Raw genomic sequence first — 25378 nt, 5'->3', positions numbered from 1 at the left:
ACCAAGTAAGGAGAAGTTGATGGCTTTATTTTCTAAAAAAGATAAGTACATTCGAATTAATCCCAATCGGTCGGCCATTGAAGCACCTCAGCCGAAACCAGAGGTTCCAGATGAGTTGTTTTCTCAGTGTCCGGGCTGTAAACATACCATTTACCAAAAGGATCTAGGAAGTGAACGTCTGTGTCCTAAGTGTGGCTATACCTTCCGTATTTCTGCTGTAGAACGGCTTCAATTGACGATTGATCCAGGAAGCTTTATTGAACTGTTTACGGGTATTGAGACCAAGGACCCGCTTAAGTTTCCAAACTACAAGAAGAAATTGGCGACTGTTCGTGAATTAACAGGGCTTGATGAGGCTGTGTTAACAGGAACTGCAAAGATCGGGGGCCATAAAGTCGCTCTTGGTATTATGGATTCCAATTTTATCATGGCTTCTATGGGCTCTGTGGTCGGTGAAAAGATTACCCGCCTATTTGAATTGGCGACAGAAGAAAAGCTCCCAGTCGTGCTCTTTACAGCTTCTGGTGGTGCTCGGATGCAAGAAGGAATCGTCAGTTTGATGCAGATGGCTAAAATCTCTGCAGCTGTTCAAAGACACTCAAAAGCAGGCTTGTTTTATCTTACCGTTCTAACAGACCCAACAACAGGAGGGGTAACGGCGTCATTTGCAATGGAAGGGGATATCATCATTGCAGAGAGTCAAGCCCTTGTGGGATTTGCAGGTCGTCGAGTGATCGAGTCAACCGTGCGGGAACAGTTGCCGGATAATTTCCAAAAGGCTGAATTTTTACAAGAGCATGGCTTTGTGGATGTGATTGTCCAGCGTAGTGATATGCGTTCAACAATCGCAGACTTGTTAGCCTTTCATGGAGGGAAGTAATGACAAGAATAACACAAATTATTAAAGAAGCTCGTGACCAAGGACGTTTGACAGCTCTTGATTATGCTCATGGAATTTTTGAAAACTTTATCGAACTACATGGAGATCGGAATTTCCGAGATGACGGTGCAGTGATTGGTGGAATTGGTTGGCTTGGAGATCAAGCGGTAACGGTTGTCGGGATTCAAAAAGGAAAGAATCTTCAGGATAACCTCAGTAGAAACTTTGGTCAACCCCACCCTGAAGGTTATCGAAAAGCTTTGCGTCTGATGAAACAGGCGGAGAAGTTTGGTCGTCCAGTAGTAACCTTCATCAATACTGCGGGTGCATACCCAGGTGTTGGCGCTGAAGAACGGGGACAGGGTGAGGCTATTGCCCGCAACCTCATGGAAATGAGTGATTTAAAGGTTCCGATTATTGCAATTATCATCGGAGAAGGAGGCTCAGGTGGCGCCCTTGCTCTGGCTGTAGCGGACAAGGTCTGGATGTTGGAGAACTCTATCTATGCCGTCTTGAGTCCAGAAGGATTTGCTTCTATTCTATGGAAAGATGGAAGCCGTGCCATGGAAGCTGCTGAGTTGATGAAGATTACTTCGCATGAGTTGTTAAATATGGATATTGTGGACAAGGTGATTCCGGAGCATGGTTTCTCAAATGGAGAACTACTAGCTCAAGTGAAGAAGGAAATTCAAGCAGAATTGAAGGAACTACAAGCTTTGTCTCTCGAAGATCTGCTAGAGCAACGCTACCAGCGTTTTCGTAAATATTAAAAAAACTGAGCTTGCAGATGCAAGACTCAGTTTTTTTATCTTATCTTATCTTATCTTATCTTATCTTATCTTATCTTATCTTATCTTATCTTATCTTATCTTATCTTATCTTATTTTGGTGCAATAACTTCAGCTCCACCCATGTATGGTCGAAGGACTTCTGGAATGGTTACAGAACCATCTGCGTTTTGATAGTTTTCAAGAATAGCTGCCACTGTACGTCCAACAGCCAATCCAGAACCATTCAAGGTGTGAAGAAGTTTCACTTTACCATCTGCTTCATCACGGTAACGGATTTGCGCACGACGGGCTTGGAAATCTTCTGTATTGGAACAGCTTGAGATTTCACGGTAAGTATTTTGTGCAGGAATCCAAACTTCCAAGTCATAAGTCTTAGCAGCTGAGAAGCCCATATCTCCTGTAGAAAGAGCAACAACACGGTATGGCAAGTTTAGTTTTTGAAGAATGTTTTCAGCATTGGCTGTCATTTTTTCCAATTCTTCATATGACTCTTCCGGTTTGGCAAATTTGACCATTTCAACCTTATGGAATTGGTGTAAACGGATCAAGCCACGAGTATCTCGACCGGCAGAACCAGCTTCTGAACGGAAAGATGGACTCATAGCAGTAAAGTAGATTGGTAGATCTTTGCCATCGATGATTTCATCACGGTAGTAGTTCGTTAGAGGCACTTCAGCAGTTGGGATCAAGACATAGTTAGTATCGCTGAGTTCAAAAGTATCTTCCTTAAATTTTGGATATTGCCCAGTACCAAACATAGAGTCATGGTTGACCATGTAAGGGGTGATGACTTCAGTATAGCCTTCCTTACCGTGTTCATCTAGCATAAAGTTGTAGATAGCACGTTCCAAACGAGCTCCCAGACCTTTATAGAAAAGGAAGCGGGCACCAGTGACTTTCCCACCACGTTCCCAGTCAAGGATGTCTAAGTCCTCGCCAAGATCCCAGTGGGCTTTTGGTTCAAAGTCAAACTCACGAGGAGTTCCCCAACGGCGAACTTCTACGTTATCGTCTTCGTCTGCACCAATAGGAACACTGTCAGCTGGGATGTTTGGAAGAGTAGTGGTAAATTCTGTCAATTTAGCATCGATTTCCGCTAATTCTGCGTCTAGCGCTTTGACTTCAGCAGATAGGGTTTGCATGGCAGCAATCTTGTCATCTGCATTTTCCTTGTTGCGCTTAGCTTGAGCAATTTCAGCAGAAACGGTGTTACGCTCTGCCTTAAGGGTTTCAACCTTGACTAAGATGTCACGGCGCTTAGCATCGATTTCTTTCATCTCATTTAAGATAGCAGCGTCTACACCACGTGTCGCCAATTTTTCAGCAACCGTATTAAAATCGGTACGAATTCGTTTAATATCTAACATAGCTTCTCCTTTAACAAAAAACACACCTGTTATAGTGTTGGAGTGGCAGGGCCACGGTTCCATCCAACTTCACAGGTGTGCACTTGATTCAATATTGTATTTTAAAGAAACGGTAGAATTTCAATTAAGGTTTCTATCTGCTCACAGCAACCGCAGACTTTCTGAAAGAGCCTCTTAACTTACTTATCCGTTTTCGTTTATTATACAAGAAAAGAAGCTATTTTGCAAATAGATTTTTTATTTTAGCTGCGATGGTTTGAATCAAGGTCGGCAATTTGACAATTTTATCATTTCCAAGGTGTTCACGGGCAATTTTTAAGATTTTTCCCGAGTCTTTAGAAGCAAAGAGGAATTTGCTTTCCTTGGTATAGATTTCAAAATGGCGGCTAATTTTACGCCCAGATACGTTGGCTCCAATCTGTTCGATTTCTTTCCAGGGAATTTGGACATAGTCTTCTACATTAGCATCTGCATAAAATTCAAAAGCCACGTTCCCAACTAACATTTTTCCAACCTTTCCTCCCACTCCTAGATAAGAGACACCTGTGGTATGGAATTCCACGGTTTTATTCTGCGATTGCGCCATTTTTTCCTCCTGATTTCAAGTAAGTCTATTATATCATAATAAAAAGAAGGTCGAAACCTTCTTTTTGTTGATTTTTGCTTACATCAAGCCGGCAACGTGTGCCAAGACACCGATAACAAAGAGGGCGATGATGATGGTGATAGGAGATACTTTTTTCTTAAGCAACCACATACAAGCAAAAGTAAGAAGTAATCCCATCAAACCAGGAATCAATGAATCCAAGTTTTGTTGGAAAGTTGTAACTTTTTCAGGTGTTTGAGATAGGCCTGAACCAACTTGAGCGAAGGCTTCTTGGATTCCCTTGTATCCTTCAGGAAGTTTATCCCAGTGGATATAAGCTTTGTCATCTAATTTGACAGAAGAAACATTGAAGACGAATTTAATCGATACCCAACGTTCTACCAAGACAGCGAGGATGAACATACCAAGGATAGATGCACCTTTTGTGATGTCTTGCAAGATACCACCAGACATATCTTTAGTAATTTCAGAACCTGCTTTGTATCCGAGTTCTTGGGTGTACCACAAGAAGGACATACGAATTGCGTTCCATGCAAAGAAGAAGATGAGTGGACCAAGGATATTACCAGTCAAGGCAAGAGATGCACCAAGTGCTCCAAGGATCGGACGAACTGTAAACCAGAAGACTGGATCTCCAATACCAGCCAAAGGCCCCATCATACCGATTTTCACCCCTTGGATAGCAGCATCATCAATAGCAGCTCCGTTTGCTTTTTCTTCTTCAAGAGCAAGAGTTACCCCGATGATTGGAGCAGCTACGTATGGGTGAGTGTTGAAGAACTCCATGTGACGCTCAAGAGCTGCCGCTTGGTCTTCTTTCTTGGTATAGAGTTTTTTGATAGCTGGGATCAATGAGTAAGCCCACCCCAAGTTTTGCATCCGTTCGTAGTTCCAAGAACCTTGCAAGAAGGTTGAACGCCACCAAACTTTTTGACGATCTGATTTAGATAATTGTAATTTTTCAGTCATGATAGTGTCACACCTTTCTTAATAGTCTTCGAGAATATCGCCGATTGGGTCATTAGAAGTAGCAGCTCCGCCACCTCCGTTGCCACCTTTCTTAGAAAGTGAAAGGTAAATCAAAGCAAGAGCAACACCAATCGCTCCAAGGGCGATCAAGGTTAATTGGCTAACAGCTGCGAGAGCAAAACCGATGGCAAAGAATGGCCATACTTCACGGCTTGCCATCATGTTGATAACCATGGCATAACCAACGGCTACAACCATACCACCACCGATTTGCATACCGTCTGACAACCAAGCAGGCATCGCTTCAAGCGCACCTTTAACAGTTTCAGCAGGGATCATCAAAAGAAGGGCTGCAGGAATGGCGATACGGAGACCTTGAAGAAGAAGAGCTACAAAGTGAGCACGTTCTACACCTTTGAAATCCCCTTTTTTAGCAGCAGCATCGGCTGTGTGGACCAAACCAACAGAGAGAGTCCGGACGATCATAGTCAAGAAAAGACCAGCAACTGCAAGTGGAATAGCGACACCTTGAGCCACAGCGATTCCTTTAGAGCTAAAGTCACCACCAAGAACCAAGATAATCGCAGCAGCGACTGATGCAAGAGCTGCATCGGGTGCAACTGCGGCACCAATGTTTGCCCAGCCAAGTGCAAGTAATTGAAGGGAACCACCAAGCATAACACCGGCAGTCAAGTTACCTGTTACCAAACCGATTAAGGTACAAGCAACAAGTGGTTGGTGGAATTGGAATTGGTCAAGGATACCTTCAAGACCAGCTAAGAAGGCAACAACGACCACTAATACCATAGAAATAATAGACATGTTTAAAATCCTTTCGTAAGTAATCGATTATTGAACGTTCGCTTTGTTAATTAAGTCAAACAAATCTTTCTTAGAGTCATTTGGTACTTTACGGACATCAAATTCCACTCCAAGATCACGCATTTTTTCAAATGTAGCCACATCCTCTTTATCCATTGACAACACATTGTTAACCATGGTTTTACCAGTTGAGTGGGCCATTGAACCAACGTTCAAGGTTTTAATCGGAACACCACCCTCGATGGCACGAAGGGCATCTTGAGGTGTTTCAAATAAGATCAAAGCATGTGTTTCACCAAAGCGTGGATCTTTTGCAACGTCGATCAATTTCTGAATTGGGACAACATTTGCTTTGACACCATTTGGTGCTGCTTGCTTGATCAACTCTTTACGAAGTTCATCTTTGGCAACTGAGTCTGAAGCAACGATAATGCGATCTGCTTTTGAATCAGGAGTCCAAGCAGTAGCGACTTGTCCATGAAGGAGACGAGTATCTAAGCGAGCAAGATTAATCTTGAGCTTGCCATCTCCGATCACTGTTCCTTCTGGAATAGCAGCTTGGGCAACAGGGGCAGCGGAAGCAGTGCTTGCTTCTTCGACAGGATTCAATTCTTCTGGAAGAGCTTTGATTCCATCTTTAGATTCTTTGATGATGTTTGCAGCAACTTTATCAACGCCAGCATTTGCATCCATCAAACGCTCTGTATAAGCTTGAATCAACATCGGAAGGTTTAATCCAGTAATGATCGCAAATTTACGATCTGGATTTTCTCCCATGACACGACTTGCTTGGTTAAATGGAGAACCACTCCAAAGGTCAGCCAAAACCAAGATTTCATCTTCTGCATCAAATGCGGCAACAGCAGCATTGAATTTAGCATAGAGATCATCTGGGCCTTCACTTGGCATGAACGTAACCACTTGAACTTTCTCTTGATCCCCAAAGATCATCGAGCCAGATTGGTGGATTCCAGCTGCAAATTCACCGTGGCTAGCAATAATGATACCAATACTCATTATTGACATTCCTCCTTATAAAATTTGTTTGACTTTCAGTTTAAGAAAACTTTAAGCTTATTTATTATAAAACGTTTTCATCATAAAGTCAATTTTTCAGTACTAAATTAAAGGAAAAAGAAAATCTTTAATATATTAAATTGTTAATATTTATTTTTGGGTGCTAGCAGAGTTTTTCACTACTGAACTAGGAAGGTCTTTGGAAATCCTTGACAAAATGGGAGTGAAGGGGATTCGGAGTTTTTGAAATGATTAGTAGTCGGTTCTAAGGGGTAAAATAAAGATATAGAAACTCCTTTCAGGCCCTGCTTGTGAGAAATAAAAAAGACCAGCCCAGTTGGACTAGTCTTATAGATCGGTTTTAGTTGGTGAAGTCAAGTACCATACGTCCTTGAATGGTTCCAGCTTCCATTTCGTCAAAGACTTTAACAGCATCTCCTACTGGGCGTTAGAGACGGTAATAAAACGAGAAGTAAAATTACTAAAATCATTATCGTATGAAACGAGCTGGGCTCCTTTTTTATTTTTGTTATGTTAATTTTTTCACAAACTTTATTGGTTAGTAAGCGTTTACATAGAAAATTTTCTGAAAATAAATTTGACCGGTTAAATAATTTTCGGAAAAGGATAGGCCCCTGTTTTCTTATTAAATAAGAAAACAAAAAGCTTGAATCCCTTCTTGTAAAAGGTGATTCAAGCGGTTCGCTTTATAGGAAGAGTTTTTCTAGTTGACGAGCAACGCCGTCCTGATCATTGGTATAATCGGTTAGTTTATCCGCATAGGGGAGAAGGACAGGATTGGCGTTTTTCATAGCATAACCAGTTCCTGCGAAAGCCAACATGTCTGTATCATTTTGCTCATCCCCAAAAGCAATCAAGTCTTTCCGATCAAGTCCGTAAGTCTCGAGGAGATGGTTGAGGGCAAAGGCTTTATTAACCCCTTTTGGAGCGCACTCTAGAATGTTGAGCGGTCCCCCCCAACTATTGATTTCCAACTCATGATGGTAGTAGTCACGCATTTCTTCGGCTAAAGCATACTTATCTTTAGCGCGTGTTTGAAAGAGGATAGCATTTGGATTTTCGGTAACTTTACGAGCTTCAAATTTTGTTTTGGAGGAGATTTTAGAAACCCCAAATAAGGCGGGATCAATAGTATGGTGGTAGGTGTGGGTGACATAGAACTTATTGCGATACTCCCCTGCAATAAAGTCCGCCTGGATGTCATTTTCTCTCTCGACCATATCTAGGAGGTATTTTTTATCAAGAGTCATCGATAGTTCTTTCGACCATTTTTTATTTGGAATATGAGTGAGAGCACCGTTAAAGTTAATCATGGGACTCTCCAAACCCAATTCCTTATAGATATGATCTGCCATTCGATAGGGACGCCCAGTTGTAATAATGACCTGGTGGCCTTGTTCACTGATTTTCTGGATGGTTTCAATCGTATAGGGTGATAATTTACTCTCAGAATTTAATAAGGTGCCATCTAAATCGACAGCGATTAGTTTTTTATTCATAGGAAAAATCCTTTCATTTGTATGGTTTTTCGTACTCTAAACAAGGAATGTTTTATAGAGTAAAGAGCACCATATTTTAAGAAGAATGCTACCATTATACCAGATAAATAGGAAAATTTCAGTCTTTCGAATGGTAAAGGATGTGCCACGAAAGATTGTCCAGATGAATCGCTTGTAAAAGTGAATGATATTTGATAAAATATTGGTATTGTTCGTGATTGAATCGCGGACAGATTTATTTTTTTAAGGAGTTTATTGGAAAAATGGATAAGTTTTTCAAACTATCTGAACACGGAACGACGGTTCGTACAGAGGTATTAGCTGGTTTAACGACATTCTTTGCCATGTCTTATATCTTGTTTGTAAACCCTCAAATGCTTTCCCAAACAGGTATGCCTGCTCAAGGAGTATTTCTAGCAACCATTATTGGGTCAGTCGTTGGAACTCTCATGATGGCTTTCTATGCCAATCTACCTTATGCCCAAGCACCGGGGATGGGCTTGAATGCCTTCTTTACCTTTACAGTGGTATTTGGGATGGGCTATTCTTGGAAAGAAGCTTTGGGAATGGTCTTCATTTGCGGATTGATTTCCTTGGTTATCACATTAACTAATGTTCGGAAAATGATTATTGAGTCAATTCCAAATGCTTTGCGTTCAGCTATCTCTGCTGGTATCGGAATTTTCTTGGCCTATGTTGGAATTAAAAATGCTGGTCTGTTGAAGTTTTCGATTGATCCACATACCTATACAGTAGCAGGAGAAGGGGCTGATAAGGCAAATGCGGCGATTACAGCAAATTCTGCAGCGGTCCCAGGACTTGTTAATTTCAATAGTCCGACAGTCCTCCTTGCATTGGCTGGCTTAGCTATTACTGTTTTCTTTGTCATCAAGGGCATTAAAGGAGGAATTATTCTATCTATCCTTACGACAACAGTCCTCGCTATTGTATTTGGCATTGTTGATCTTTCAACGATTGACTTTGGTAGTACCCATCTTGGAGCAGCTGTCAATGATCTTGGGAAAATTTTTGGTGCTGCACTTGGTTCAGAAGGATTAGGTTCTTTGATTACCAATACTTCTCGTCTTCCTGAAACCTTGATGGCCATTTTAGCATTCTCCTTGACAGATATCTTTGATACTATTGGTACCTTGATTGGAACAGGTGAAAAAGTTGGTATTGTTGCCACAAATGGTGAAAATCACCAATCCGCTAAATTGGATAAAGCCCTTTATTCAGACCTCGTAGCGACATCTGTTGGTGCTATTGCAGGTACTTCGAATGTGACGACTTATGTTGAGTCAGCTGCGGGTATTGGAGCTGGTGGACGGACTGGTCTGACAGCCCTCGTAGTAGCCCTTTGTTTTGCTGTGTCAAGTATTTTTAGTCCCCTTCTTGCCATTGTTCCAACTGCTGCGACAGCACCAATTTTGATTATCGTTGGGATCATGATGTTAAGTAGCTTGAAAAACATCCATTGGGATGATATGGCAGAAGCTGTACCAGCCTTCTTCACCTCTATCTTTATGGGGTTCAGCTATTCAATCACAAATGGGATTGCAGCAGGTTTTATTACCTATACAGTGACCAAACTTGTCAAAGGTGAAGCCAAAGATGTTCACAGTATGATTTGGATTTTAGATGCTTTGTTTATCCTGAACTTTATCAGTATGGCCTTGCACTAGAATGGAAATAGAGGAAAGCTTGGACAAATAGTCCAAGCTTCTTTTTATTGTTTCATGTGAGCTAGAAGGATGATTGACTAAAAATTGTGGGCAAGAATCAATTATTTTTGGTATAATGGTGGAATGAAAAGTCAAAATGAACAAGAGTTGATTGCGATTGGGAAACAGTTGGGTCAACGATTAGAAAAACAGGATGTAGTGATTCTTACTGGAGATTTGGGGGCAGGGAAAACAACCTTTACAAAAGGCCTTGCTCAAGGTTTGGACATTCGTCAGATGATCAAAAGTCCTACTTATACTATCGTGAGAGAATATGAAGGTCGCTTGCCTTTGTATCACCTGGATGTCTATCGTATAGGGGACGATCCAGATTCGATTGATTTGGATGACTTTTTGTTTGGTGAAGGGGTTACCGTCATTGAGTGGGGAGAGTTGCTAGAGACCAGCCTTCCCGCTGGATATTTAAAGGTTGAACTACTCAAGGACGGTGATGGACGTGAGATACGCTTGTCAGCTGTCGGTGAACGTGCTGAACAATTAAGGGAGTCATTTTTGACTTCTGTAGGAGCTTGAAGATGGAACAGGTACTAGATCTCTTTTTGAAAGAGGCTGAAGCCTCGGATGCACAGTCTTTACTCGACTTTTTTAAAGATGTAGCGACTGAATCTGATTTTACGACCTTGGCTCCAGAAGGACTTGGGATGACCAAGCAAGAGTTGGAAATGTTTGTGGAAAAACAAGCGCAAACAGACAATCAATTATGTCTCTTGTTATACTTGGGTGAGGATCTGGTAGGCGTCTTAAATATTGTCGCGGATCAAAATAGAGCCTTGCGCCATATTGGAGATCTCTTTATTGTTATCCGGAAGATATACTGGAATAAAGGCTTAGGTCGCCTTCTTCTAGAAGAAGGAATCGCATGGGCGGAAGGTACCAACCTCCTTCGGAAGTTAGACCTCAGTGTCCAAGTTCGAAATGAACGGGCTATCCATCTCTACCAAACGCTAGGATTTGAAATTGAAGGTCTCCGCAAGAGAGGCGTATACAAGGAAGGGGAATATCTGGATGTTTACCTAATGGGCAAACTGATAGATGGACAGAATCAATGATTAAAAAAATTCTATTAATGTTTTTTAGTTTGTTAGCAGTAACGACGATTGGGATTGGGGCGTACGGGCTGACCATCCTTAATCAGTCGACAAATACCTTGAGTAAGACCTATAAAGGAATCGGCGGTGAAAACAATGTCATTGCAGAAAACAAACCAATGACCATCTTGCTCATGGGGGTCGATACTGGATCAGGCTCACGAGAGGATCAGTGGGTAGGAAACAGTGATACCATGATCCTGGTGACGGTGAATCCACAAACGAGTGAGACAACGATTATGAGTTTGGAACGGGATATCTTAACCAATATTACGCAGGATGGAGAAACGGTTCAAGCTAAGCTGAACGCAGCTTATGCTCAAGGTGGGGCCGAGTTGGCCATTGAAACCATCCAAGATTTGATGAATATTCATATTGACCGTTATGCGATGATTAATATGAAAGGCCTAGTCCAACTGGTTGATAAGGTCGGCGGAATAACGGTAAACAATCCATTTGATTTCGATATTTCGATTGAAGAAAATGAACCGGAGTATACAGCTAAAATTCCACCTGGTCGTCAAGAAATTGACGGAGAACAAGCGTTAGTATACTCACGGATGCGTTATCAAGATCCAGAAGGAGACTATGGTCGTCAAAAACGTCAACGAGAAGTCATCGAAAAGATCATCAAGAAAATATTGACTTTGGATGGTCTGAGCAATTATCAAGGAATTATTGAAGCGGTTAGTGATAATATGCAGACCAATATCTCCTTGGATACGGATAGTTTGATGCAGTTGATGGGCTATCGAGATGCCTTGAAGAACATTCGTATGGAACAGTTGAAAGGTGAAGATGCTACCCTTGCCGATGGCGGAAGTTACCAAATTGTTACTTCAGAACACCTGTTGAAGATGCAGAATATACTGCGTAAAAGTCTTGGTTTATCGCCTTTGCGCAAGCTTAAAACGAGTGCTGTTTTATTAGATGGAGACGAAGCTAGTGGAACTGTTTCATCAGAAAGTGGTGAAGCTCCAGTAGAATCGAGCCAGGATACTGGTGGAGGATATTATGAACCTTCCTATGTTCCAGAAACTACTGTAAGCTCAGAAGCAATTATACAATACCAACCGGCAGTGACTCCTTCTACGGATACAACAGTAGCTGGTGATGGAGGAAACTAAATCATTTCTCTTCTAAAAATAAAAAGGTTTTGAGACGACTGTCTCAAAACCTTTTTTGCTTATTCGTGATTTGATTTCTCAGACCAAATAGTTTGGATTTGTTCTACAGAAGCATTGGCTTGCTGAGAGAAGACCCTTGCTTTATAGGAAAAGTCTTCCAGTAATTGATTTAAAAGGACTCTTTGCTCTTGGATGATTTCAATATTTTTTTTGATGTTAGAAAGGTTTGATTGGATTCCTTCGGTTAGTTGTTTGGTTTCGCTGAATTCATTTTTCAGAGGTTCGCGATTTTTAACAAGTTGATAGCTGATGGTTGCTCCAGTCGCAAACCAAAATAGATCTCTTAATTTCATAGTAAGCTCCTTTTTAATGGTTTGAGATATCCTTGGCTAATTGGGCAAGGTGATCAAAATCGGGTTCGTGGGCGATGAAATCAATCTTTAAGTCGTCATCTTGAGAGTAGCGTGGAAGAATATGGACATGAGTATGGAAGACAGATTGTCCTGCGATTTCTTCCATATTACTAATGATATTCATCCCTTGAGGTTGCGTAGCACTTTCCACTTTTTTGGTGACTGTTGAAACGACGTTAAAGAGATAAGCCGTTTCATCTGGTGTCATTTCCAACAGATTGCGAGCATGTTTTTTTGGAATCACAAGGGTATGGCCTGGAGTGACCTGGGAGATATCTAAAAAAGCAAGAAAATGGTCATCTTCGTAGACCTTAGAAGCAGGAATGTCTCCAGAAACAATCTTACAAAAAATACAATCCGAAACCATAAATATACCTCAATTTAGCTAGATTTTGTTATAATATAAGAACATTATACCAGAAAGCAAAGAAAATATGTTAGAAATAAAAAACCTGACAGGAGGCTATGTCAATATCCCTGTCTTAAAAGATGTTAGTTTTGAGGTTGGCGATGGCCAATTAATTGGATTGATCGGCTTGAATGGGGCAGGGAAATCAACGACCATTAATGAAATTATTGGTCTCCTGCGTCCCTATGCTGGTGAAATCCGGATTGATGACTTGACTCTAGTTGCTTCTCCAAGTGCTTATCGTCAAAAAATTGGTTATATCCCAGAAACCCCTAGCCTTTATGAAGAGTTAACCTTGCGTGAGCATATTGAAACAGTAGCTATGGCCTATGATTTGGATCAAGAAGCTGTTTTTGCGCGTGTAACTCCTCTCTTGAAACAATTTCGACTAGAGGAAAAATTGGATTGGTTTCCTGTCCATTTTTCTAAGGGGATGAAACAAAAGGTCATGATCATTTGTGCCTTTGCTGTTGATCCAAGTTTGTTTATTGTGGATGAGCCCTTTTTAGGCTTAGATCCAGTTGCAATCTCAGATTTAATTCAACTATTGAATGCAGAGAAAGAAAAAGGAAAATCTATTTTAATGAGTACCCATGTTCTGGATTCTGCTGAAAAAATGTGTGATGCCTTTGTCATCCTCCATAAGGGGCAGGTCCGTGCCCAGGGGACTTTAGAGGAATTGCGGACAGAGTTTGGAATGGCAGATGCGGATTTGAATGAGATTTACCTTGCACTAACAAAAGAGGCTGACCGATGATAGAAGTACTACAAAAGAGGAAGGCGATCTTTCGCAATCAGTGTTTGAAATATTCTCGCTATGTGTTTAATGATCACTTTGTTCTCTTTCTCTTGATTTTTCTAGGTTTTTTAGCAGTTCAGTACAGCCAATTTTTGCGCTCTCTACCAGAAGATAAGAACCTTCTCCTTGTTATACTTGCTCTAGCTCCCTTTCTCTTACTTCCAGTTGGTTCAATTGCAACCTATGTTGAGAAGCCGGACATGATTTTCCTCCTAGTAAAAGAAGAGGAATTGAAAGGCTATTTGAAACAACAGACCTTACGAGCGACTATTTTCTGGGGGATTGTGCAAACCCTTGTGCTCGTCCTGTTTGTCCCTTTGGCTCTGGCTCTAGGACTGTCTCTTACCATTGTAGTGGTTTATTTGACTCTTCTCTTCTTGTTGAAAGTTCTTGTTTTTCAAGGAAAGGGAAAAAGATTCTATAACCAGGCGGGTCTTGATTGGAAGCGAATCGTAGAGCTTGAAAATCTGAGAAAGCAAAGTATTCTAAGGTTTTTTGCCCTTTTTACAACAGTAAAAGGAATGACTAATAGCGTAAAACGGCGGGCTTATTTAGATAAGCTGACAAAAATGGTCCCGAAAGTCAGTGGCAAGACCTGGAACAACCTGTATCTCCGTTCTTATCTCAGAAATGGAGATCTGTTTTCCATGAGTCTGCGTCTATTAGGACTATCAATAGCTGTCTTTCTCTTCATCCCGCAAACACTAGTAGCAGTGGCTGTCGCTGGACTTTTGAATTATTTACTTGTTTTTCAATTGCTCGGGCTCTACAAGGCCTTTGACTATCAATATTTAACTCGTCTTTTCCCCTTGGAAATGCGTGCTAAAACACGAGGGCTTCTTCAAACAGTTCAATCGGTGACTTTGTTTGTGGTTCTCGTTGAGGGAGGTCTGGGATTGGTGGTCTTTGAAGACAAACTTCTCGTCTTGGGCTTGCTAGCTTTCACAGCCTTTTTAGCCTATGTTTATGCACCTTTCAAGGTGAGACGATTAGTTGACGAAACGCCTTAAAATTAGTAAAATAGATGGGAAACTTTTTACGGAGGAATAGATGGACTCGAACGAAAAAGAGCTAACGTTGACCCCAATTGCTGGTAAAAGCGGGAAAGCCTTTATGGGGACTTATCCGGATGGGGGGAAAGTATTTGTCAAAATGAATACAACTCCAATATTAGCGGGGCTAGCTAAAGAACAAATTGCTCCACAACTCTTATGGAGCCGACGCTTACCTGACGGAAATGTGATGAGCGCACAAGAATGGTTAAATGGAGAAATTTTAACTCCAAATGGGATGGGGAAAAAGCAAGTGGTTCATATCCTGACTCGTTTGCACCGTTCACGCCCCTTGATGACACAATTGAGAAAATTGGGCTACACGGCTGAATCTCCGCTGGATTTATTGAATTCTCTGAGCAGTCAGTTGCCAATTGCTTTGCGTCAAAACAATTATTTGCAATCTGTGTTAAAGAGTTTACGACAGACTGTTCCAGCTTTTCGAGAAGATTATGCGACCATTGTTCATGGAGATGTACGCCACAGTAACTGGATTGAAACGGACAGTGGATTCATCTACTTGGTTGATTGGGATTCTGTCCGCTTGACAGATCGGATGATGGATGTGGCTCATGTTTTAAGTCACTACATTCCAGACTCTCAGTGGCAGGATTGGCTGGTCTATTACGGCTATAAGTACAACGAAACTGTATTTGGTAAATTGTACTGGTTTGGTCAATACTCTTTCCTTTGTCAGATTGTAAAATACTATGAAAATAATGATTTAGAGAATGTTAACCGGGAAATTTATGCCTTGCGCAATTTCCGGTCAAAATATGGGAAGGAAGCATGAGAGTTAGAAACCGCAAAGGTGCAACCGAATTATTAGAAGCCAATCCGCAATATGTCATCTTAAAACCAGAAGAAGCCAAAGGGAAGTGGCATGAGATTTTTGGAAATGACCATCCGATTCATATTGAAGTGGGAAGCGGTAAAGGAGCCTTTATCACTGGCATGGCCAAACAAAATCCAACTATCAACTATATTGGGATTGATATTCAAAAATCGGTATTAAGCTACGCTTTGGACAAGGTGTTAGAAGCCGATGTTCCGAATATCAAGTTGCTTTGGGTAGATGGGGATAGCCTGACCAATTACTTTGAAGATGGTGAGATTGATCAATTGTATCTCAATTTCTCGGATCCTTGGCCCAAGAAACGCCATGAAAAACGTCGCTTAACTTATAAGAGTTTCTTAGATACCTTCAAACAGATTTTGCCAGAACATGGGGAGATTCATTTTAAGACGGACAATCGAGGACTCTTTGAATATAGTTTGGTGAGTTTTTCTCAATACGGAATGACCTTAAAGGGGGTCTGGTTAGATCTTCATGCGAGTGATTTTGAGGGAAATGTCATGACCGAATATGAAAAGAAATTCTCCAGTAAGGGTCAGGTCATTTATCGGGTTGAAGCACAATTTTAAAGTCTAGATAAGGATTAAGGAGGCTGGGACAAAAGTCCTAGCCTCTTAATTGTCTTTGGATTGTCGAGCAAGACACAGTGGTTGATTGGGCTCTACTAGGCTGATTTCATCAGCTTTTATAGCCCTACTCAACTGTGCGGAGGTGGGACGACGAAATCGAATTCTAACGAATGACCGATTTCTGTCCCACTCTCGTTTTTCTTTTTGATGATAGCTGTATGAATGAGGAAGGCGAAATTCTTGCATTTCGACGGAACTTGTGTTAGAATATTTAAAACGAATAGAAAAGGAGAGGCGAAGACATATCTTCGCCTCTTGTCTGTGAGGAGGTGTTGTCCTATCGCAACAATTGTTGAATTAGTAACAGAAATTCTTCAACCAGCTATCCAAGCTCCATTTGAACTAGTGGATGTTGAATATGGAAAGGTAGGAGGAGATTATGTTCTAAGTATCTTTGTTGATAAGCCAGGCGGTATTACCCTGAATGATACAGCAGATTTAACAGAAGTGATTAGTCCTCTGTTGGATCAGATTCAACCAGATCCATTCCCAGAACAGTATTTCCTAGAAGTGACGAGTCCTGGTTTGGAGCGTCCTTTAAAAACCAAAGATGCTGTGGAAAAAGCTCTGGGTCAATATATCCATGTCAGCTTGTACAAGGCAGTTGACAAACAAAAGGTCATTGAAGGAACACTCGTGAAGTTCGAAGATGATCAATTGACCATGGAATACATGGACAAAACCAGAAAGAAAACCATTGAAATCCCCTATAGTCTTGTATCGAAAGCAAGACTAGCTGTCAAATTATAGCAGAAAAGAAAGGAAGGCTCTTAGTAGCTTAAGAGCAAGAAAAGAATGAGTAAAGAAATGCTTGATGCTTTCCGCATCTTGGAAGAAGATAAAGGAATCAAAAAAGAAGATATTATTGAAGCTGTCACAGAATCATTGCGTTCAGCTTACCGGAGACGGTATGGCCAAGCAGAGAGTGCCGCTATCGAGTTTAATGAAAAGACTGGTGACTTCCGCGTTTATACCGTTCGTGAAGTAGTAGACGAAGTGTTTGATAGCCGGTTAGAAATTAGTTTGAAAGATGCTCTTGCGATTAGTTCTGCTTATGAATTGGGAGATAAAATCAAATTTGAAGAAGCTCCTGCTGAGTTTGGCCGTGTCGCAGCGCAATCTGCCAAACAAACCATCATGGAAAAAATGCGCAAGCAAACTCGTGCGATTACCTATAACACTTATAAAGAGCATGAAAATGAAATTATGAGTGGAACCGTTGAACGTTTTGATAATCGCTTTATCTATGTAAATTTAGGGTCTATCGAAGCTCAATTGTCTAAACAAGATCAAATCCCGGGTGAAGTCTTCCAATCTCATGATCGCATCGAAGTTTTTGTCTACAAAGTAGAAGACAATCCTCGTGGGGTCAACGTTTTCGTAAGTCGTAGCCATCCAGAAATGATCAAACGTTTGATGGAACAAGAAATCCCTGAAGTCTATGATGGAACCGTTGAAATCATGAGCGTGGCACGTGAAGCTGGAGACCGGACTAAGGTTGCTGTTCGTAGCCATAATCCAAACGTAGATGCGATTGGAACCATCGTTGGTCGTGGTGGATCGAACATCAAAAAGATTACTAGCAAGTTCCACCCAGCTCGTTATGATCAGAAATTGGATCGTATGGTCCCAACAGAAGAAAATATTGATGTCATTGAGTGGGTACCAGATCCAGCAGAATTTATCTACAATGCCATCGCGCCTGCTGAGGTCGATCAAGTCATCTTTGACGAAGAAGACAGCAAGCATGCCCTTGTGGTAGTACCAGATAGCAAACTATCTCTTGCGATCGGTCGTCGTGGTCAAAACGTGCGCTTGGCGGCTCACTTAACTGGCTACCGGATTGATATCAAATCAGCTAGTGAGTACGAAGAAATGGAAGCAAGTCAAGAACCTGCTTTTGAAGAAGTAGAAAGTGATTTGAATTCTGTAGACGAATAGGGAGGGAATCATGGTAAAGACAAGAAAAATCCCTTTACGCAAGTCTGTCGTTTCAAATGAGGTTATCGATAAACGAGATCTCTTGCGAATCGTAAAAAATAAAGAAGGTCAAGTTTTTATCGATCCAACTGGGAAAGCAAATGGTCGTGGTGCTTATATTAAGCTCGATAACGAGGAAGCACTTCAAGCCAAGAAGAAGAAAGTCTTCAATCGCAGCTTTAGCATGGAAGTGGATGAAGCTTTCTACGACGAATTGATTGCTTATGTGGATCATAAGGTGAAAAGAAGAGAGTTAGGCCTTGAATAAGCAAAAAGTCAGTAATTTATTGGGATTGGCTCAGCGAGCAGGGAAAATCATCTCTGGAGAAGAGTTGGTCATCAAGTCTGTTCAAGAAGGAAAGGCTCGTTTGGTCTTTCTAGCAGATGATGCAGCTCCCAATCTTACCAAAAAAATCACAGATAAATGCCACTATTATGGCATTCCGGTATTAACCGTGTTTTCAACACTAGAATTAAGTACTGCCATTGGTCGCTCACGAAAGGTAGCGGCCGTGACAGATGCTGGATTTTCAAAGAAAATGAGGTCTCTTATGGAATAGAAGAGGAGGACAGCAATTGTCTAAGAAAAGATTGTATGAGATTGCCAAAGAACTAGGCAAGGAAAGTAAAGAAGTCGTCACACGGGCAAAAGAATTAGGGTTGGAGGTAAAGAGTCACGCTTCTAGTATCGAAGGTGAAGCGGTTGAGCGTTTGGTCAATAGTTTTGCATCAAAGGCTCCTCAAACTCCTAAAGTGACGGAAGAAAAACAAGTAAAAGTTGTGCCGGTTGCAAAAGAACCCGTTGCAAACAATACAGAAAAAACAACTGAAACAGCTGTAGCACCTGTTGTGAAGCCAAAGAGTCGTAATTTCAAGGCGGAACGCGAAGCCCGTGCGAAAGAGCAGGCGGAACGTCGTCAGCAACAAGGAAATCGACCTAAGAAACAACAAAACGACCGTCGGGATGGGGATCGTTTCCAAAATCGCAATGAGCGAAAAAATCAAGGAAATGACCGCCGGAACCAAGGGAATGATCGTCGCCGTGACCAAGCTGGCAACGGTCAAGGACGTCCAAATCCAGTAAACGGTGCACCCAAGATTGATTTCAAAGCCCGTGCTGCAGCATTAAAGGCAGAGCAAAATGCGGAATATGCACGTGGTAGTGAAGAACGCTACAAGCAAAACCAGGCAGCCAAGGTTGAGCAAGAACGACAACAACGTCGTAAGCGCGAAGAAGTGGTTGCCACTGAAGTTGTCGCTTCACAACCAAAGGCGGAGCCAGTGAAAGCAACTCCAGTAGCGAGTCCAAGTCCTGCAGCAGTTGATACACGTCGGAAAAAGCAAGCTAGACCAGACAAAAAACGTGAAGATTTTGATCGTGAAGAAGATGGTCCAAGAAAACAACAAAAGAATCGAAGTAGTCAAAACCAAGTGAGAAATCAAAGAAATAGTAACTGGAATAACAACAAAAAGAATAAAAAAGGAAAGAATAACCGCAATGAAGCTCCAAAACCAGTAACAGAGCGTAAATTCCATGAGTTGCCAAGTGAATTGGAGTACACAGATGGAATGACGGTTGCGGAAATCGCAAAACGGATTAAGCGTGAGCCGGCAGAAATCGTTAAGAAGCTCTTCATGATGGGCGTGATGGCGACACAAAACCAATCTTTGGATGGCGATACCATTGAACTTCTGTTAGTGGATTATGGAATTGAAGCTAAGAAAAAGGTTGAAGTGGATAATGCGGATATCGAGCGCTTCTTCGTCGAAGATGGTTATTTGAATCCAGATAAATTGGTGGAGCGTCCACCAGTTGTTACCATTATGGGACACGTTGACCATGGTAAAACAACCCTTTTGGATACCCTTCGTAACTCACGGGTTGCGACAGGAGAAGCCGGTGGGATCACCCAGCATATCGGAGCCTACCAAATCATGGAAAACGGCAAGAAGATTACCTTCTTGGATACACCTGGACACGCAGCCTTCACCTCTATGCGGGCACGTGGTGCATCTGTTACCGATATTACCATCTTGGTCGTAGCAGCGGATGACGGGGTGATGCCTCAGACGATTGAAGCCATTAACCACTCAAAAGCGGCTAACGTTCCAATTATCGTTGCCATTAACAAGATTGATAAACCAGGTGCCAATCCAGAACGTGTTATTGGAGAATTGGCAGAACACGGCGTTATGTCAACTGCTTGGGGTGGAGATTCTGAATTTGTAGAAATCTCAGCCAAGTTCAACCAAAACATCGATGAGTTGTTGGAAACGGTCCTTCTTGTAGCTGAAATCCAAGAACTCAAGGCAGACCCAACAGTCCGTGCTATTGGTACCGTTATCGAAGCGCGTTTGGATAAAGGAAAAGGTGCGGTTGCAACTCTTCTTGTGCAACAAGGTACTTTGAATGTCCAAGATCCAATCGTTGTCGGGAATACTTTCGGGCGTGTCCGTGCCATGACCAATGACCTTGGACGTCGGGTTAAGGTTGCAGGTCCTTCCACACCAGTTTCGATTACTGGTCTAAACGAAGCGCCGATGGCGGGTGACCATTTTGCGGTTTATGAAGATGAAAAATCAGCGCGTGCAGCGGGTGAAGAACGTGCCAAACGTGCCCTCTTGAAACAACGGCAAGCAACTAATCGTGTCAGCCTTGAAAACCTCTTTGATACTTTGAAGGCTGGTGAAGTGAAATCTGTTAATGTCATTATCAAGGCTGATGTACAAGGTTCGGTTGAAGCCCTTGCTGCTTCCCTTCAAAAGATTGAAGTAGAAGGTGTCAAGGTTACCATCGTTCACTCAGCGGTTGGTGCTATCAACGAATCAGACGTTACCCTCGCAGAAGCTTCAAATGCCTTCATCATTGGATTTAACGTCCGCCCTACTCCTCAAGCGCGTCAGCAAGCTGAAGCTGATGAGGTAGAAATCCGTCTTCACTCAATCATCTACAAAGTGATTGAAGAAATGGAAGATGCCATGAAGGGAATGTTGGATCCTGAGTTTGAAGAGAAAGTCATCGGGGAAGCGGTTATTCGTGAAACCTTCAAAGTCTCTAAAGTGGGTACCATTGGTGGATTTATGGTCCTCAGTGGTAAGGTCACTCGTGATTCCAAAGTTCGTGTCATTCGTGACGGTGTCGTGATTTATGATGGCGCTCTTGCTAGCTTGAAACATTATAAAGATGATGTCAAAGAAGTAACCAACGGTCGCGAAGGTGGATTGATGATCGAAGGCTACAATGATATCAAGACGGATGATACCATCGAAGCTTACATCATGGAAGAAATTAAAAAATAAACTGTTAACTAGGAAAGAAGAGAAGAAATCTCCCATTTCCTAGTTTTAAAGACAGATCAGAAAGGAGTTCCTATGGCAAGTCATTTTCGGACAGACCGAGTAGGGATGGAAATCAAGCGTGAAGTCAACGAAATTTTGCAAAAAAAAGTTCGTGACCCACGTGTTCAAGGTGTCACCATTACGGATGTTCAGATGCTAGGCGATTTGTCTATGGCTAAGGTCTACTATTCGATTATGAGTGACCTGGCTTCAGATAATCAGAAGGCTCAGACAGGGCTTGAAAAAGCAACAGGAACCATCAAGCGCGAATTAGGTCGGAATTTAAAATTATATAAGATTCCGGATTTAACCTTTATCAAAGATGAATCCATTGAATATGGAAACAAAATTGATCAAATGTTACGAGAGCTTGATAAAAAATAATGAACAAAACGATAGATTTTGTAGAGTCTATCGTTTTTTTAGGACAAAATTCAGAAGAAATTTCAAAAAAAAACTTGTGTCCAAGTGGTGGATGTTTTAAAATAGAGTGAGTAAACTTTTATCGAATGATGATGGAGGAAAGAAATGTCCATTGATTGGCAGAACATTTTATTTAACTTCTTAGGTGGCTTGGGTCTCTTTCTCTATAGTATTAAAACCATGGGAGAAGGCTTGCAACAGGCTGCAGGGGATCGCCTTCGATACTATATTGATAAATATACGAGTAATCCCTTTCTAGGGGTTCTAGTAGGGATTGGGATGACTGCTTTGATTCAGTCTAGTTCAGGGGTTACAGTGATTACGGTCGGTCTGGTGAGTGCTGGACTTCTAACCCTCCGTCAAGCTATTGGTATTGTTATGGGGGCCAATATTGGAACTACTGTTACCTCCTTTATCATTGGTTTTAAATTAGGAGACTACGCCTTGCCTATGCTTTTTATCGGAGCGATTTGTCTCTTCTTTACCAAAAATCGTTTGGTTAATAATGTTGGACGAATCGTTTTTGGTGTCGGTGGTATCTTCTTTGCCCTCAACTTGATGAGTGGGGCTATGGAACCTCTTAAAGATTTGCAAGTTTTTCGTGACTACATGGTGGAGTTGAGTAAAAGTCCTATCTTGGGTGTCTTTGTCGGATCAGGATTAACTCTTTTGATTCAGGCTTCCTCTGCAACCATTGGTATCTTACAAAATCTCTATGCTAGTCATTTGATTGACCTTAAAGGGGCTCTCCCAGTTCTCTTTGGTGATAATATCGGAACGACCATTACAGCCATCATTGCTTCCTTGGGAGCAAATATTGCGGCCAAACGTGTGGCGGGTGCCCATGTAGCCTTTAATGTTATCGGAACCATTATCTGTCTTGTCTTCCTTGTTCCGTTTACATCTTTGATTCAATGGTTTGAAACGACTCTTCATTTGTCTCCCGAGATGACCATAGCCTTTGCTCACGGGACCTTTAATATTACCAATACCATCATCCAGTTCCCCTTCATTGGAGCTTTGGCTTACTTTGTGACGAAATTGATTCCTGGTGAGGATGAAGTGGTCAAATACGAACCACTTTACTTGGATGAAAATCTGATTACCCAAGCTCCTTCGATTGCTTTAGGAAATGCCAAAAAAGAACTATTGCATTTAGGAACCTATGCTGAAAAGAGTTTCGACTTGGCCTATCGCTACATTGTAAATCAAGAAGAAAAGCTAGCTGAAAAAGGCCATAAAACAGAAGAAGCCATTAATACCATCGATGATCAGTTGACCAAATACTTGATCCGCTTGTCTAGTGAAGCTCTGAGTCCAAAAGAAAGTGAATCCTTGACTAATATTTTGGATTCTTCTCGAGATTTAGAGCGGATTGGAGACCACGCGGAATCCTTAATCAACCTGACGGACTACCTCATTCGGAAGAAAGTTGTGTTTTCTGATAATGCCTTGGCTGAATTAGAAGATATCTACCAACAAACTGCTACTTTTGTTAAAGATGCACTTAGAAGTGTAGAAGAGGATAACCAAGAGTTGGCAGCAGAGTTGGAACAGCGCCATCAGGCAATTGAAAAGCTCGAAAAGAAATTGCGGAAGACCCATATTTCTCGTCTAAACAAGGGCGAGTGTACACCTCAAGCAGGTGTCAACTTTATTGATATGATCTCTCACTATACACGTGTTGCAGACCATGCCATGAATTTAGCAGAGAAGGTACAATTAGAGCAGATCTAAAAAAGCAAAAAGAGGCTGGGACAAAAGTCCTAGCCTCTCAATTGTCTTTGGATTGTCGAGCAAGACGCAGTGGTTGAGTAGGGATCTACTAGGCTGATTTCATCAGCTTTTACAGTCCTACTCAACTGTGCGGAGGTGGGACGACGAAATCGAATCTAACGAGTGACCGATTTTTGTCCCACTCTCTTTAGATTGGTATAACATTTTTTTTAAAACTTTCCTTAGGTGAGTACGGACGTCAGCGAACTTCTTCGAAGTTCCATGACTAATTATTGAGCCTAAGGTCTCAATAATTCCGTGTACCTAGACCTTAATTGATCTAGGCACTTTTCTCACAGCGGAAAGTTTTAGATCTGCCTAATTTCTCAAAAAAGATAATTTTTTAAAAAAATCATCTATCTATTTTATGGAAAAAGTTTGTCAATATTCTGAAATCCAGTTCTTTAGAACTGGATTTCTTATTGTATTTATAAAGAATATTAATATATTTAAATAAAATAGGTCTAGACCATTTACAAATGTAGCACAAAGGATTATAATGTGTATGAATATATCGGTAGAAAAAGAAAGGAAATCACCATGACAACCTATATACAAGCAGATCAATTCTTTTATCCCCATGGAATTCGTAAGGGAGGATATCTAGAAATTGTCGATGGCAAATTCGGAAAACATGTGGATCAGCTACCAGAGGGAGCTACCGTTTTGGACTATACCGGCTATAGTATTGCTCCTGGTTTGGTCGATACGCACATCCATGGATTTGGTGGAGTTGATGTTATGGACAACAACATTGAAGGAACCCTTCATACTATGAGTGAGGGGCTCTTGAGCACAGGGGTTACTAGCTTTTTGCCAACAACTTTGACCTCTTCTTATGAGCAATTATTAGCAGTAACTGAAAACATTGGAGCACGATACCAAGAAGCTTCTGGTGCAAAGATCCGTGGGATTTACTTTGAAGGTCCTTACTTTACAGAGAAGTACAAAGGAGCTCAAAATCCAGCCTATATGAAAGATCCTCGGATGGATGAATTCCGTGCATGGCAAAAAGCAGCCAAGGGCTTGCTCAATAAAATTGCCCTTGCTCCTGAGCGGGAAGGTGTAGAAGACTTTGTCCGTACAGTAACAGGAGAAGGGGTGACGGTTGCGCTGGGGCACTCCAATGCAACCTTTGACGAAGCCAAAAAAGCAGTGGATGCTGGGGCTAGTGTCTGGGTGCATGCCTATAACGGAATGCGCGGCTTGACGCACCGTGAACTTGGAATGGTCGGGGCTATGTACCAACTTCCACATACTTATGCTGAGTTAATCTGTGATGGGCATCACGTTGATCCAAAAGCTTGCGATATTCTCCTCAAACAAAAAGGAGTGGAAAATATTGCCTTGATCACCGACTGTATGACAGCTGGTGGCTTGGAAGATGGCGACTACATGTTGGGTGAATTCCCTGTTGTCGTAGAAAATGGAACGGCCCGTTTGAAATCGACAGGAAACTTGGCTGGTTCGATCTTGAAGCTTAAAGATGGATTGAAGAATGTTGTTGAGTGGGGCATTGCTAATCCTCATGAAGCGGTCATGATGGCCAGTCTCAACCCTGCTAAATCTGTCCATATCGATGATGTCTGTGGCCAAATCCGTGAGGGATATGATGCTGACTTCATTGTACTGGATAAAGATTTAGAGTTGGTTGCAACCTTCTTGGATGGCCAAAAACGATTTGAAGCTTAATGGTGAAAAAAGGTTCAAATACGAATCAATTGCTTTTGTTTCCTTTTACCAGTTTTAAAATTGAATTTCTTCCATGA

General features: G+C 41.7%; 26 protein-coding genes and 1 pseudogene. 18 read left to right on the top strand and 9 right to left on the bottom strand.

Features of this window, described 5'->3' with window-relative positions; genetic code table 11:
• Window positions 1-19: 19 nt before the first annotated feature.
• Both accD and DW930_RS07305 read left to right on the top strand, forming a co-directional pair.
• Window positions 20-880, top strand: coding sequence for an acetyl-CoA carboxylase, carboxyltransferase subunit beta (gene accD, locus DW930_RS07310; RefSeq protein WP_042361364.1), 861 nt, complete (start codon window positions 20-22; stop codon window positions 878-880).
• Window positions 880-1650 (top strand): acetyl-CoA carboxylase carboxyl transferase subunit alpha, encoded by a 771-nt coding sequence (locus DW930_RS07305; RefSeq protein ID WP_023022250.1) that lies wholly within the window; start codon window positions 880-882, stop codon window positions 1648-1650. The genes accD and DW930_RS07305 overlap by 1 nt, the downstream gene beginning before the upstream one ends.
• 110 nt (window positions 1651-1760) lie before the next feature.
• On the opposite strand, the gene serS is transcribed toward DW930_RS07305, so the two are convergent.
• The 7 genes and pseudogenes from serS to DW930_RS07270 form a co-directional block, all read right to left on the bottom strand.
• Entirely contained in the window at window positions 1761-3038 is a 1278-nt protein-coding gene (gene serS / locus DW930_RS07300; protein ID WP_123159671.1) for a serine--tRNA ligase, read from the bottom strand.
• Window positions 3039-3255: 217 nt separating this feature from the next.
• Window positions 3256-3624: a DUF956 family protein gene (locus DW930_RS07295; protein ID WP_123159670.1), complete on the bottom strand. Its 369-nt coding sequence runs from the start codon at window positions 3622-3624 to the stop codon at window positions 3256-3258.
• 78 nt (window positions 3625-3702) lie between these two features.
• On the bottom strand, window positions 3703-4614 hold the full coding sequence (locus tag DW930_RS07290) for a PTS system mannose/fructose/sorbose family transporter subunit IID (RefSeq protein WP_123159669.1): 912 nt from the start codon (window positions 4612-4614) through the stop codon (window positions 3703-3705).
• 18 nt (window positions 4615-4632) lie between these two features.
• A complete protein-coding gene (locus tag DW930_RS07285) occupies window positions 4633-5436 on the bottom strand; it encodes a PTS mannose/fructose/sorbose transporter subunit IIC (RefSeq protein ID WP_123159668.1) in 804 nt (267 codons plus the stop codon).
• 27 nt (window positions 5437-5463) lie between these two features.
• Window positions 5464-6453, bottom strand: a complete 990-nt coding sequence (locus tag DW930_RS07280; RefSeq protein ID WP_117745211.1) for a PTS sugar transporter subunit IIB — start codon at window positions 6451-6453, stop codon at window positions 5464-5466.
• A 361-nt stretch (window positions 6454-6814) separates the two neighbouring features.
• Window positions 6815-6901: pseudogene (locus DW930_RS07275) on the bottom strand (alcohol dehydrogenase); the annotation flags it as partial.
• A gap of 259 nt (window positions 6902-7160) precedes the next feature.
• A complete protein-coding gene (locus DW930_RS07270) occupies window positions 7161-7973 on the bottom strand; it encodes a Cof-type HAD-IIB family hydrolase (RefSeq protein ID WP_123159667.1) in 813 nt (270 codons plus the stop codon).
• A 263-nt stretch (window positions 7974-8236) separates the two neighbouring features.
• Here DW930_RS07270 and DW930_RS07265 point away from each other — a divergent pair, with 263 nt between their 5' ends.
• From DW930_RS07265 to DW930_RS07250, 4 genes are all read left to right on the top strand, one after another.
• Window positions 8237-9658: an NCS2 family permease gene (locus tag DW930_RS07265; RefSeq protein WP_123159666.1), complete on the top strand. Its 1422-nt coding sequence runs from the start codon at window positions 8237-8239 to the stop codon at window positions 9656-9658.
• 123 nt (window positions 9659-9781) lie between these two features.
• Entirely contained in the window at window positions 9782-10231 is a 450-nt protein-coding gene (tsaE, locus tag DW930_RS07260) for a tRNA (adenosine(37)-N6)-threonylcarbamoyltransferase complex ATPase subunit type 1 TsaE (RefSeq protein WP_123159665.1), read from the top strand.
• A gap of 2 nt (window positions 10232-10233) precedes the next feature.
• The gene (locus tag DW930_RS07255) at window positions 10234-10767 is read left to right on the top strand and encodes a GNAT family protein (RefSeq protein WP_123159664.1); all 534 of its coding nucleotides are present in this window, start codon (window positions 10234-10236) and stop codon (window positions 10765-10767) included.
• On the top strand, window positions 10764-11933 hold the full coding sequence (locus DW930_RS07250; protein WP_123159663.1) for an LCP family protein: 1170 nt from the start codon (window positions 10764-10766) through the stop codon (window positions 11931-11933). Before DW930_RS07255 ends, DW930_RS07250 begins: the two co-directional genes overlap by 4 nt.
• 59 nt (window positions 11934-11992) lie before the next feature.
• Here DW930_RS07250 and DW930_RS07245 read toward each other — a convergent pair whose 3' ends face one another.
• Both DW930_RS07245 and DW930_RS07240 read right to left on the bottom strand, forming a co-directional pair.
• Entirely contained in the window at window positions 11993-12286 is a 294-nt protein-coding gene (locus DW930_RS07245) for a hypothetical protein (RefSeq protein ID WP_123159662.1), read from the bottom strand.
• 13 nt (window positions 12287-12299) lie between these two features.
• Window positions 12300-12713, bottom strand: a complete 414-nt coding sequence (locus DW930_RS07240) for an HIT family protein (RefSeq protein ID WP_123159661.1) — start codon at window positions 12711-12713, stop codon at window positions 12300-12302.
• Window positions 12714-12780: 67 nt separating this feature from the next.
• Here DW930_RS07240 and DW930_RS07235 point away from each other — a divergent pair, with 67 nt between their 5' ends.
• From DW930_RS07235 to nagA, 12 genes are all read left to right on the top strand, one after another.
• The gene (locus DW930_RS07235; protein ID WP_123159660.1) at window positions 12781-13512 is read left to right on the top strand and encodes an ABC transporter ATP-binding protein; all 732 of its coding nucleotides are present in this window, start codon (window positions 12781-12783) and stop codon (window positions 13510-13512) included.
• A complete protein-coding gene (locus DW930_RS07230) occupies window positions 13509-14564 on the top strand; it encodes an ABC transporter permease (protein WP_123159659.1) in 1056 nt (351 codons plus the stop codon). Before DW930_RS07235 ends, DW930_RS07230 begins: the two co-directional genes overlap by 4 nt.
• 40 nt (window positions 14565-14604) lie before the next feature.
• Window positions 14605-15399 carry a phosphotransferase family protein gene (locus DW930_RS07225; protein ID WP_023022280.1) on the top strand — a complete coding sequence of 265 codons (795 nt, stop codon included), beginning with the start codon at window positions 14605-14607 and terminating at the stop codon, window positions 15397-15399.
• Window positions 15396-16031: a tRNA (guanosine(46)-N7)-methyltransferase TrmB gene (gene trmB / locus DW930_RS07220; protein WP_023022282.1), complete on the top strand. Its 636-nt coding sequence runs from the start codon at window positions 15396-15398 to the stop codon at window positions 16029-16031. The genes DW930_RS07225 and trmB overlap by 4 nt, the downstream gene beginning before the upstream one ends.
• Window positions 16032-16352: 321 nt before the next feature.
• Window positions 16353-16841: a ribosome maturation factor RimP gene (gene rimP / locus DW930_RS07210; RefSeq protein WP_023022284.1), complete on the top strand. Its 489-nt coding sequence runs from the start codon at window positions 16353-16355 to the stop codon at window positions 16839-16841.
• Between the two features lie 45 nt (window positions 16842-16886).
• The gene (nusA, locus tag DW930_RS07205; RefSeq protein WP_006596880.1) at window positions 16887-18032 is read left to right on the top strand and encodes a transcription termination factor NusA; all 1146 of its coding nucleotides are present in this window, start codon (window positions 16887-16889) and stop codon (window positions 18030-18032) included.
• Between the two features lie 10 nt (window positions 18033-18042).
• The gene (locus DW930_RS07200) at window positions 18043-18339 is read left to right on the top strand and encodes a YlxR family protein (protein ID WP_006596879.1); all 297 of its coding nucleotides are present in this window, start codon (window positions 18043-18045) and stop codon (window positions 18337-18339) included.
• The gene (locus DW930_RS07195) at window positions 18332-18631 is read left to right on the top strand and encodes a YlxQ-related RNA-binding protein (protein ID WP_048715247.1); all 300 of its coding nucleotides are present in this window, start codon (window positions 18332-18334) and stop codon (window positions 18629-18631) included. Before DW930_RS07200 ends, DW930_RS07195 begins: the two co-directional genes overlap by 8 nt.
• Before the next feature lie 16 nt (window positions 18632-18647).
• Window positions 18648-21371, top strand: coding sequence for a translation initiation factor IF-2 (infB, locus tag DW930_RS07190; protein ID WP_023022289.1), 2724 nt, complete (start codon window positions 18648-18650; stop codon window positions 21369-21371).
• A 72-nt stretch (window positions 21372-21443) separates the two neighbouring features.
• Window positions 21444-21794, top strand: a complete 351-nt coding sequence (gene rbfA, locus DW930_RS07185) for a 30S ribosome-binding factor RbfA (RefSeq protein ID WP_023022291.1) — start codon at window positions 21444-21446, stop codon at window positions 21792-21794.
• A 144-nt stretch (window positions 21795-21938) separates the two neighbouring features.
• Window positions 21939-23570: a Na/Pi cotransporter family protein gene (locus DW930_RS07180; RefSeq protein WP_023022293.1), complete on the top strand. Its 1632-nt coding sequence runs from the start codon at window positions 21939-21941 to the stop codon at window positions 23568-23570.
• A gap of 579 nt (window positions 23571-24149) precedes the next feature.
• Window positions 24150-25301: an N-acetylglucosamine-6-phosphate deacetylase gene (gene nagA, locus DW930_RS07175; RefSeq protein ID WP_123159658.1), complete on the top strand. Its 1152-nt coding sequence runs from the start codon at window positions 24150-24152 to the stop codon at window positions 25299-25301.
• Window positions 25302-25378 lie beyond the last annotated feature (77 nt).

Source organism: Streptococcus sp. AM43-2AT, assembly GCF_003603405.1.
Classification (GTDB): domain Bacteria; phylum Bacillota; class Bacilli; order Lactobacillales; family Streptococcaceae; genus Streptococcus; species Streptococcus ilei.
This window is presented reverse-complemented; position numbering and strand designations above follow the sequence as displayed.

Coding starts and splice junctions, on each gene's coding strand:
- DW930_RS07235 (WP_123159660.1), top strand. CDS start 12,781: ATGTTAGAAATAAAAAACCTGACAGGAGGCTATGTCAATATCCCTGTC.
- rbfA (WP_023022291.1), top strand. CDS start 21,444: ATGGCAAGTCATTTTCGGACAGACCGAGTAGGGATGGAAATCAAGCGT.
- DW930_RS07280 (WP_117745211.1), bottom strand. CDS start 6,453: ATGAGTATTGGTATCATTATTGCTAGCCACGGTGAATTTGCAGCTGGA.
- DW930_RS07270 (WP_123159667.1), bottom strand. CDS start 7,973: ATGAATAAAAAACTAATCGCTGTCGATTTAGATGGCACCTTATTAAAT.
- DW930_RS07240 (WP_123159661.1), bottom strand. CDS start 12,713: ATGGTTTCGGATTGTATTTTTTGTAAGATTGTTTCTGGAGACATTCCT.
- DW930_RS07255 (WP_123159664.1), top strand. CDS start 10,234: ATGGAACAGGTACTAGATCTCTTTTTGAAAGAGGCTGAAGCCTCGGAT.
- DW930_RS07290 (WP_123159669.1), bottom strand. CDS start 4,614: ATGACTGAAAAATTACAATTATCTAAATCAGATCGTCAAAAAGTTTGG.
- DW930_RS07265 (WP_123159666.1), top strand. CDS start 8,237: ATGGATAAGTTTTTCAAACTATCTGAACACGGAACGACGGTTCGTACA.
- DW930_RS07250 (WP_123159663.1), top strand. CDS start 10,764: ATGATTAAAAAAATTCTATTAATGTTTTTTAGTTTGTTAGCAGTAACG.
- DW930_RS07245 (WP_123159662.1), bottom strand. CDS start 12,286: ATGAAATTAAGAGATCTATTTTGGTTTGCGACTGGAGCAACCATCAGC.
- tsaE (WP_123159665.1), top strand. CDS start 9,782: ATGAAAAGTCAAAATGAACAAGAGTTGATTGCGATTGGGAAACAGTTG.
- DW930_RS07305 (WP_023022250.1), top strand. CDS start 880: ATGACAAGAATAACACAAATTATTAAAGAAGCTCGTGACCAAGGACGT.
- DW930_RS07295 (WP_123159670.1), bottom strand. CDS start 3,624: ATGGCGCAATCGCAGAATAAAACCGTGGAATTCCATACCACAGGTGTC.
- DW930_RS07230 (WP_123159659.1), top strand. CDS start 13,509: ATGATAGAAGTACTACAAAAGAGGAAGGCGATCTTTCGCAATCAGTGT.
- DW930_RS07180 (WP_023022293.1), top strand. CDS start 21,939: ATGTCCATTGATTGGCAGAACATTTTATTTAACTTCTTAGGTGGCTTG.
- nusA (WP_006596880.1), top strand. CDS start 16,887: ATGAGTAAAGAAATGCTTGATGCTTTCCGCATCTTGGAAGAAGATAAA.
- DW930_RS07285 (WP_123159668.1), bottom strand. CDS start 5,436: ATGTCTATTATTTCTATGGTATTAGTGGTCGTTGTTGCCTTCTTAGCT.
- nagA (WP_123159658.1), top strand. CDS start 24,150: ATGACAACCTATATACAAGCAGATCAATTCTTTTATCCCCATGGAATT.
- serS (WP_123159671.1), bottom strand. CDS start 3,038: ATGTTAGATATTAAACGAATTCGTACCGATTTTAATACGGTTGCTGAA.
- DW930_RS07225 (WP_023022280.1), top strand. CDS start 14,605: ATGGACTCGAACGAAAAAGAGCTAACGTTGACCCCAATTGCTGGTAAA.
- trmB (WP_023022282.1), top strand. CDS start 15,396: ATGAGAGTTAGAAACCGCAAAGGTGCAACCGAATTATTAGAAGCCAAT.
- DW930_RS07200 (WP_006596879.1), top strand. CDS start 18,043: ATGGTAAAGACAAGAAAAATCCCTTTACGCAAGTCTGTCGTTTCAAAT.
- accD (WP_042361364.1), top strand. CDS start 20: ATGGCTTTATTTTCTAAAAAAGATAAGTACATTCGAATTAATCCCAAT.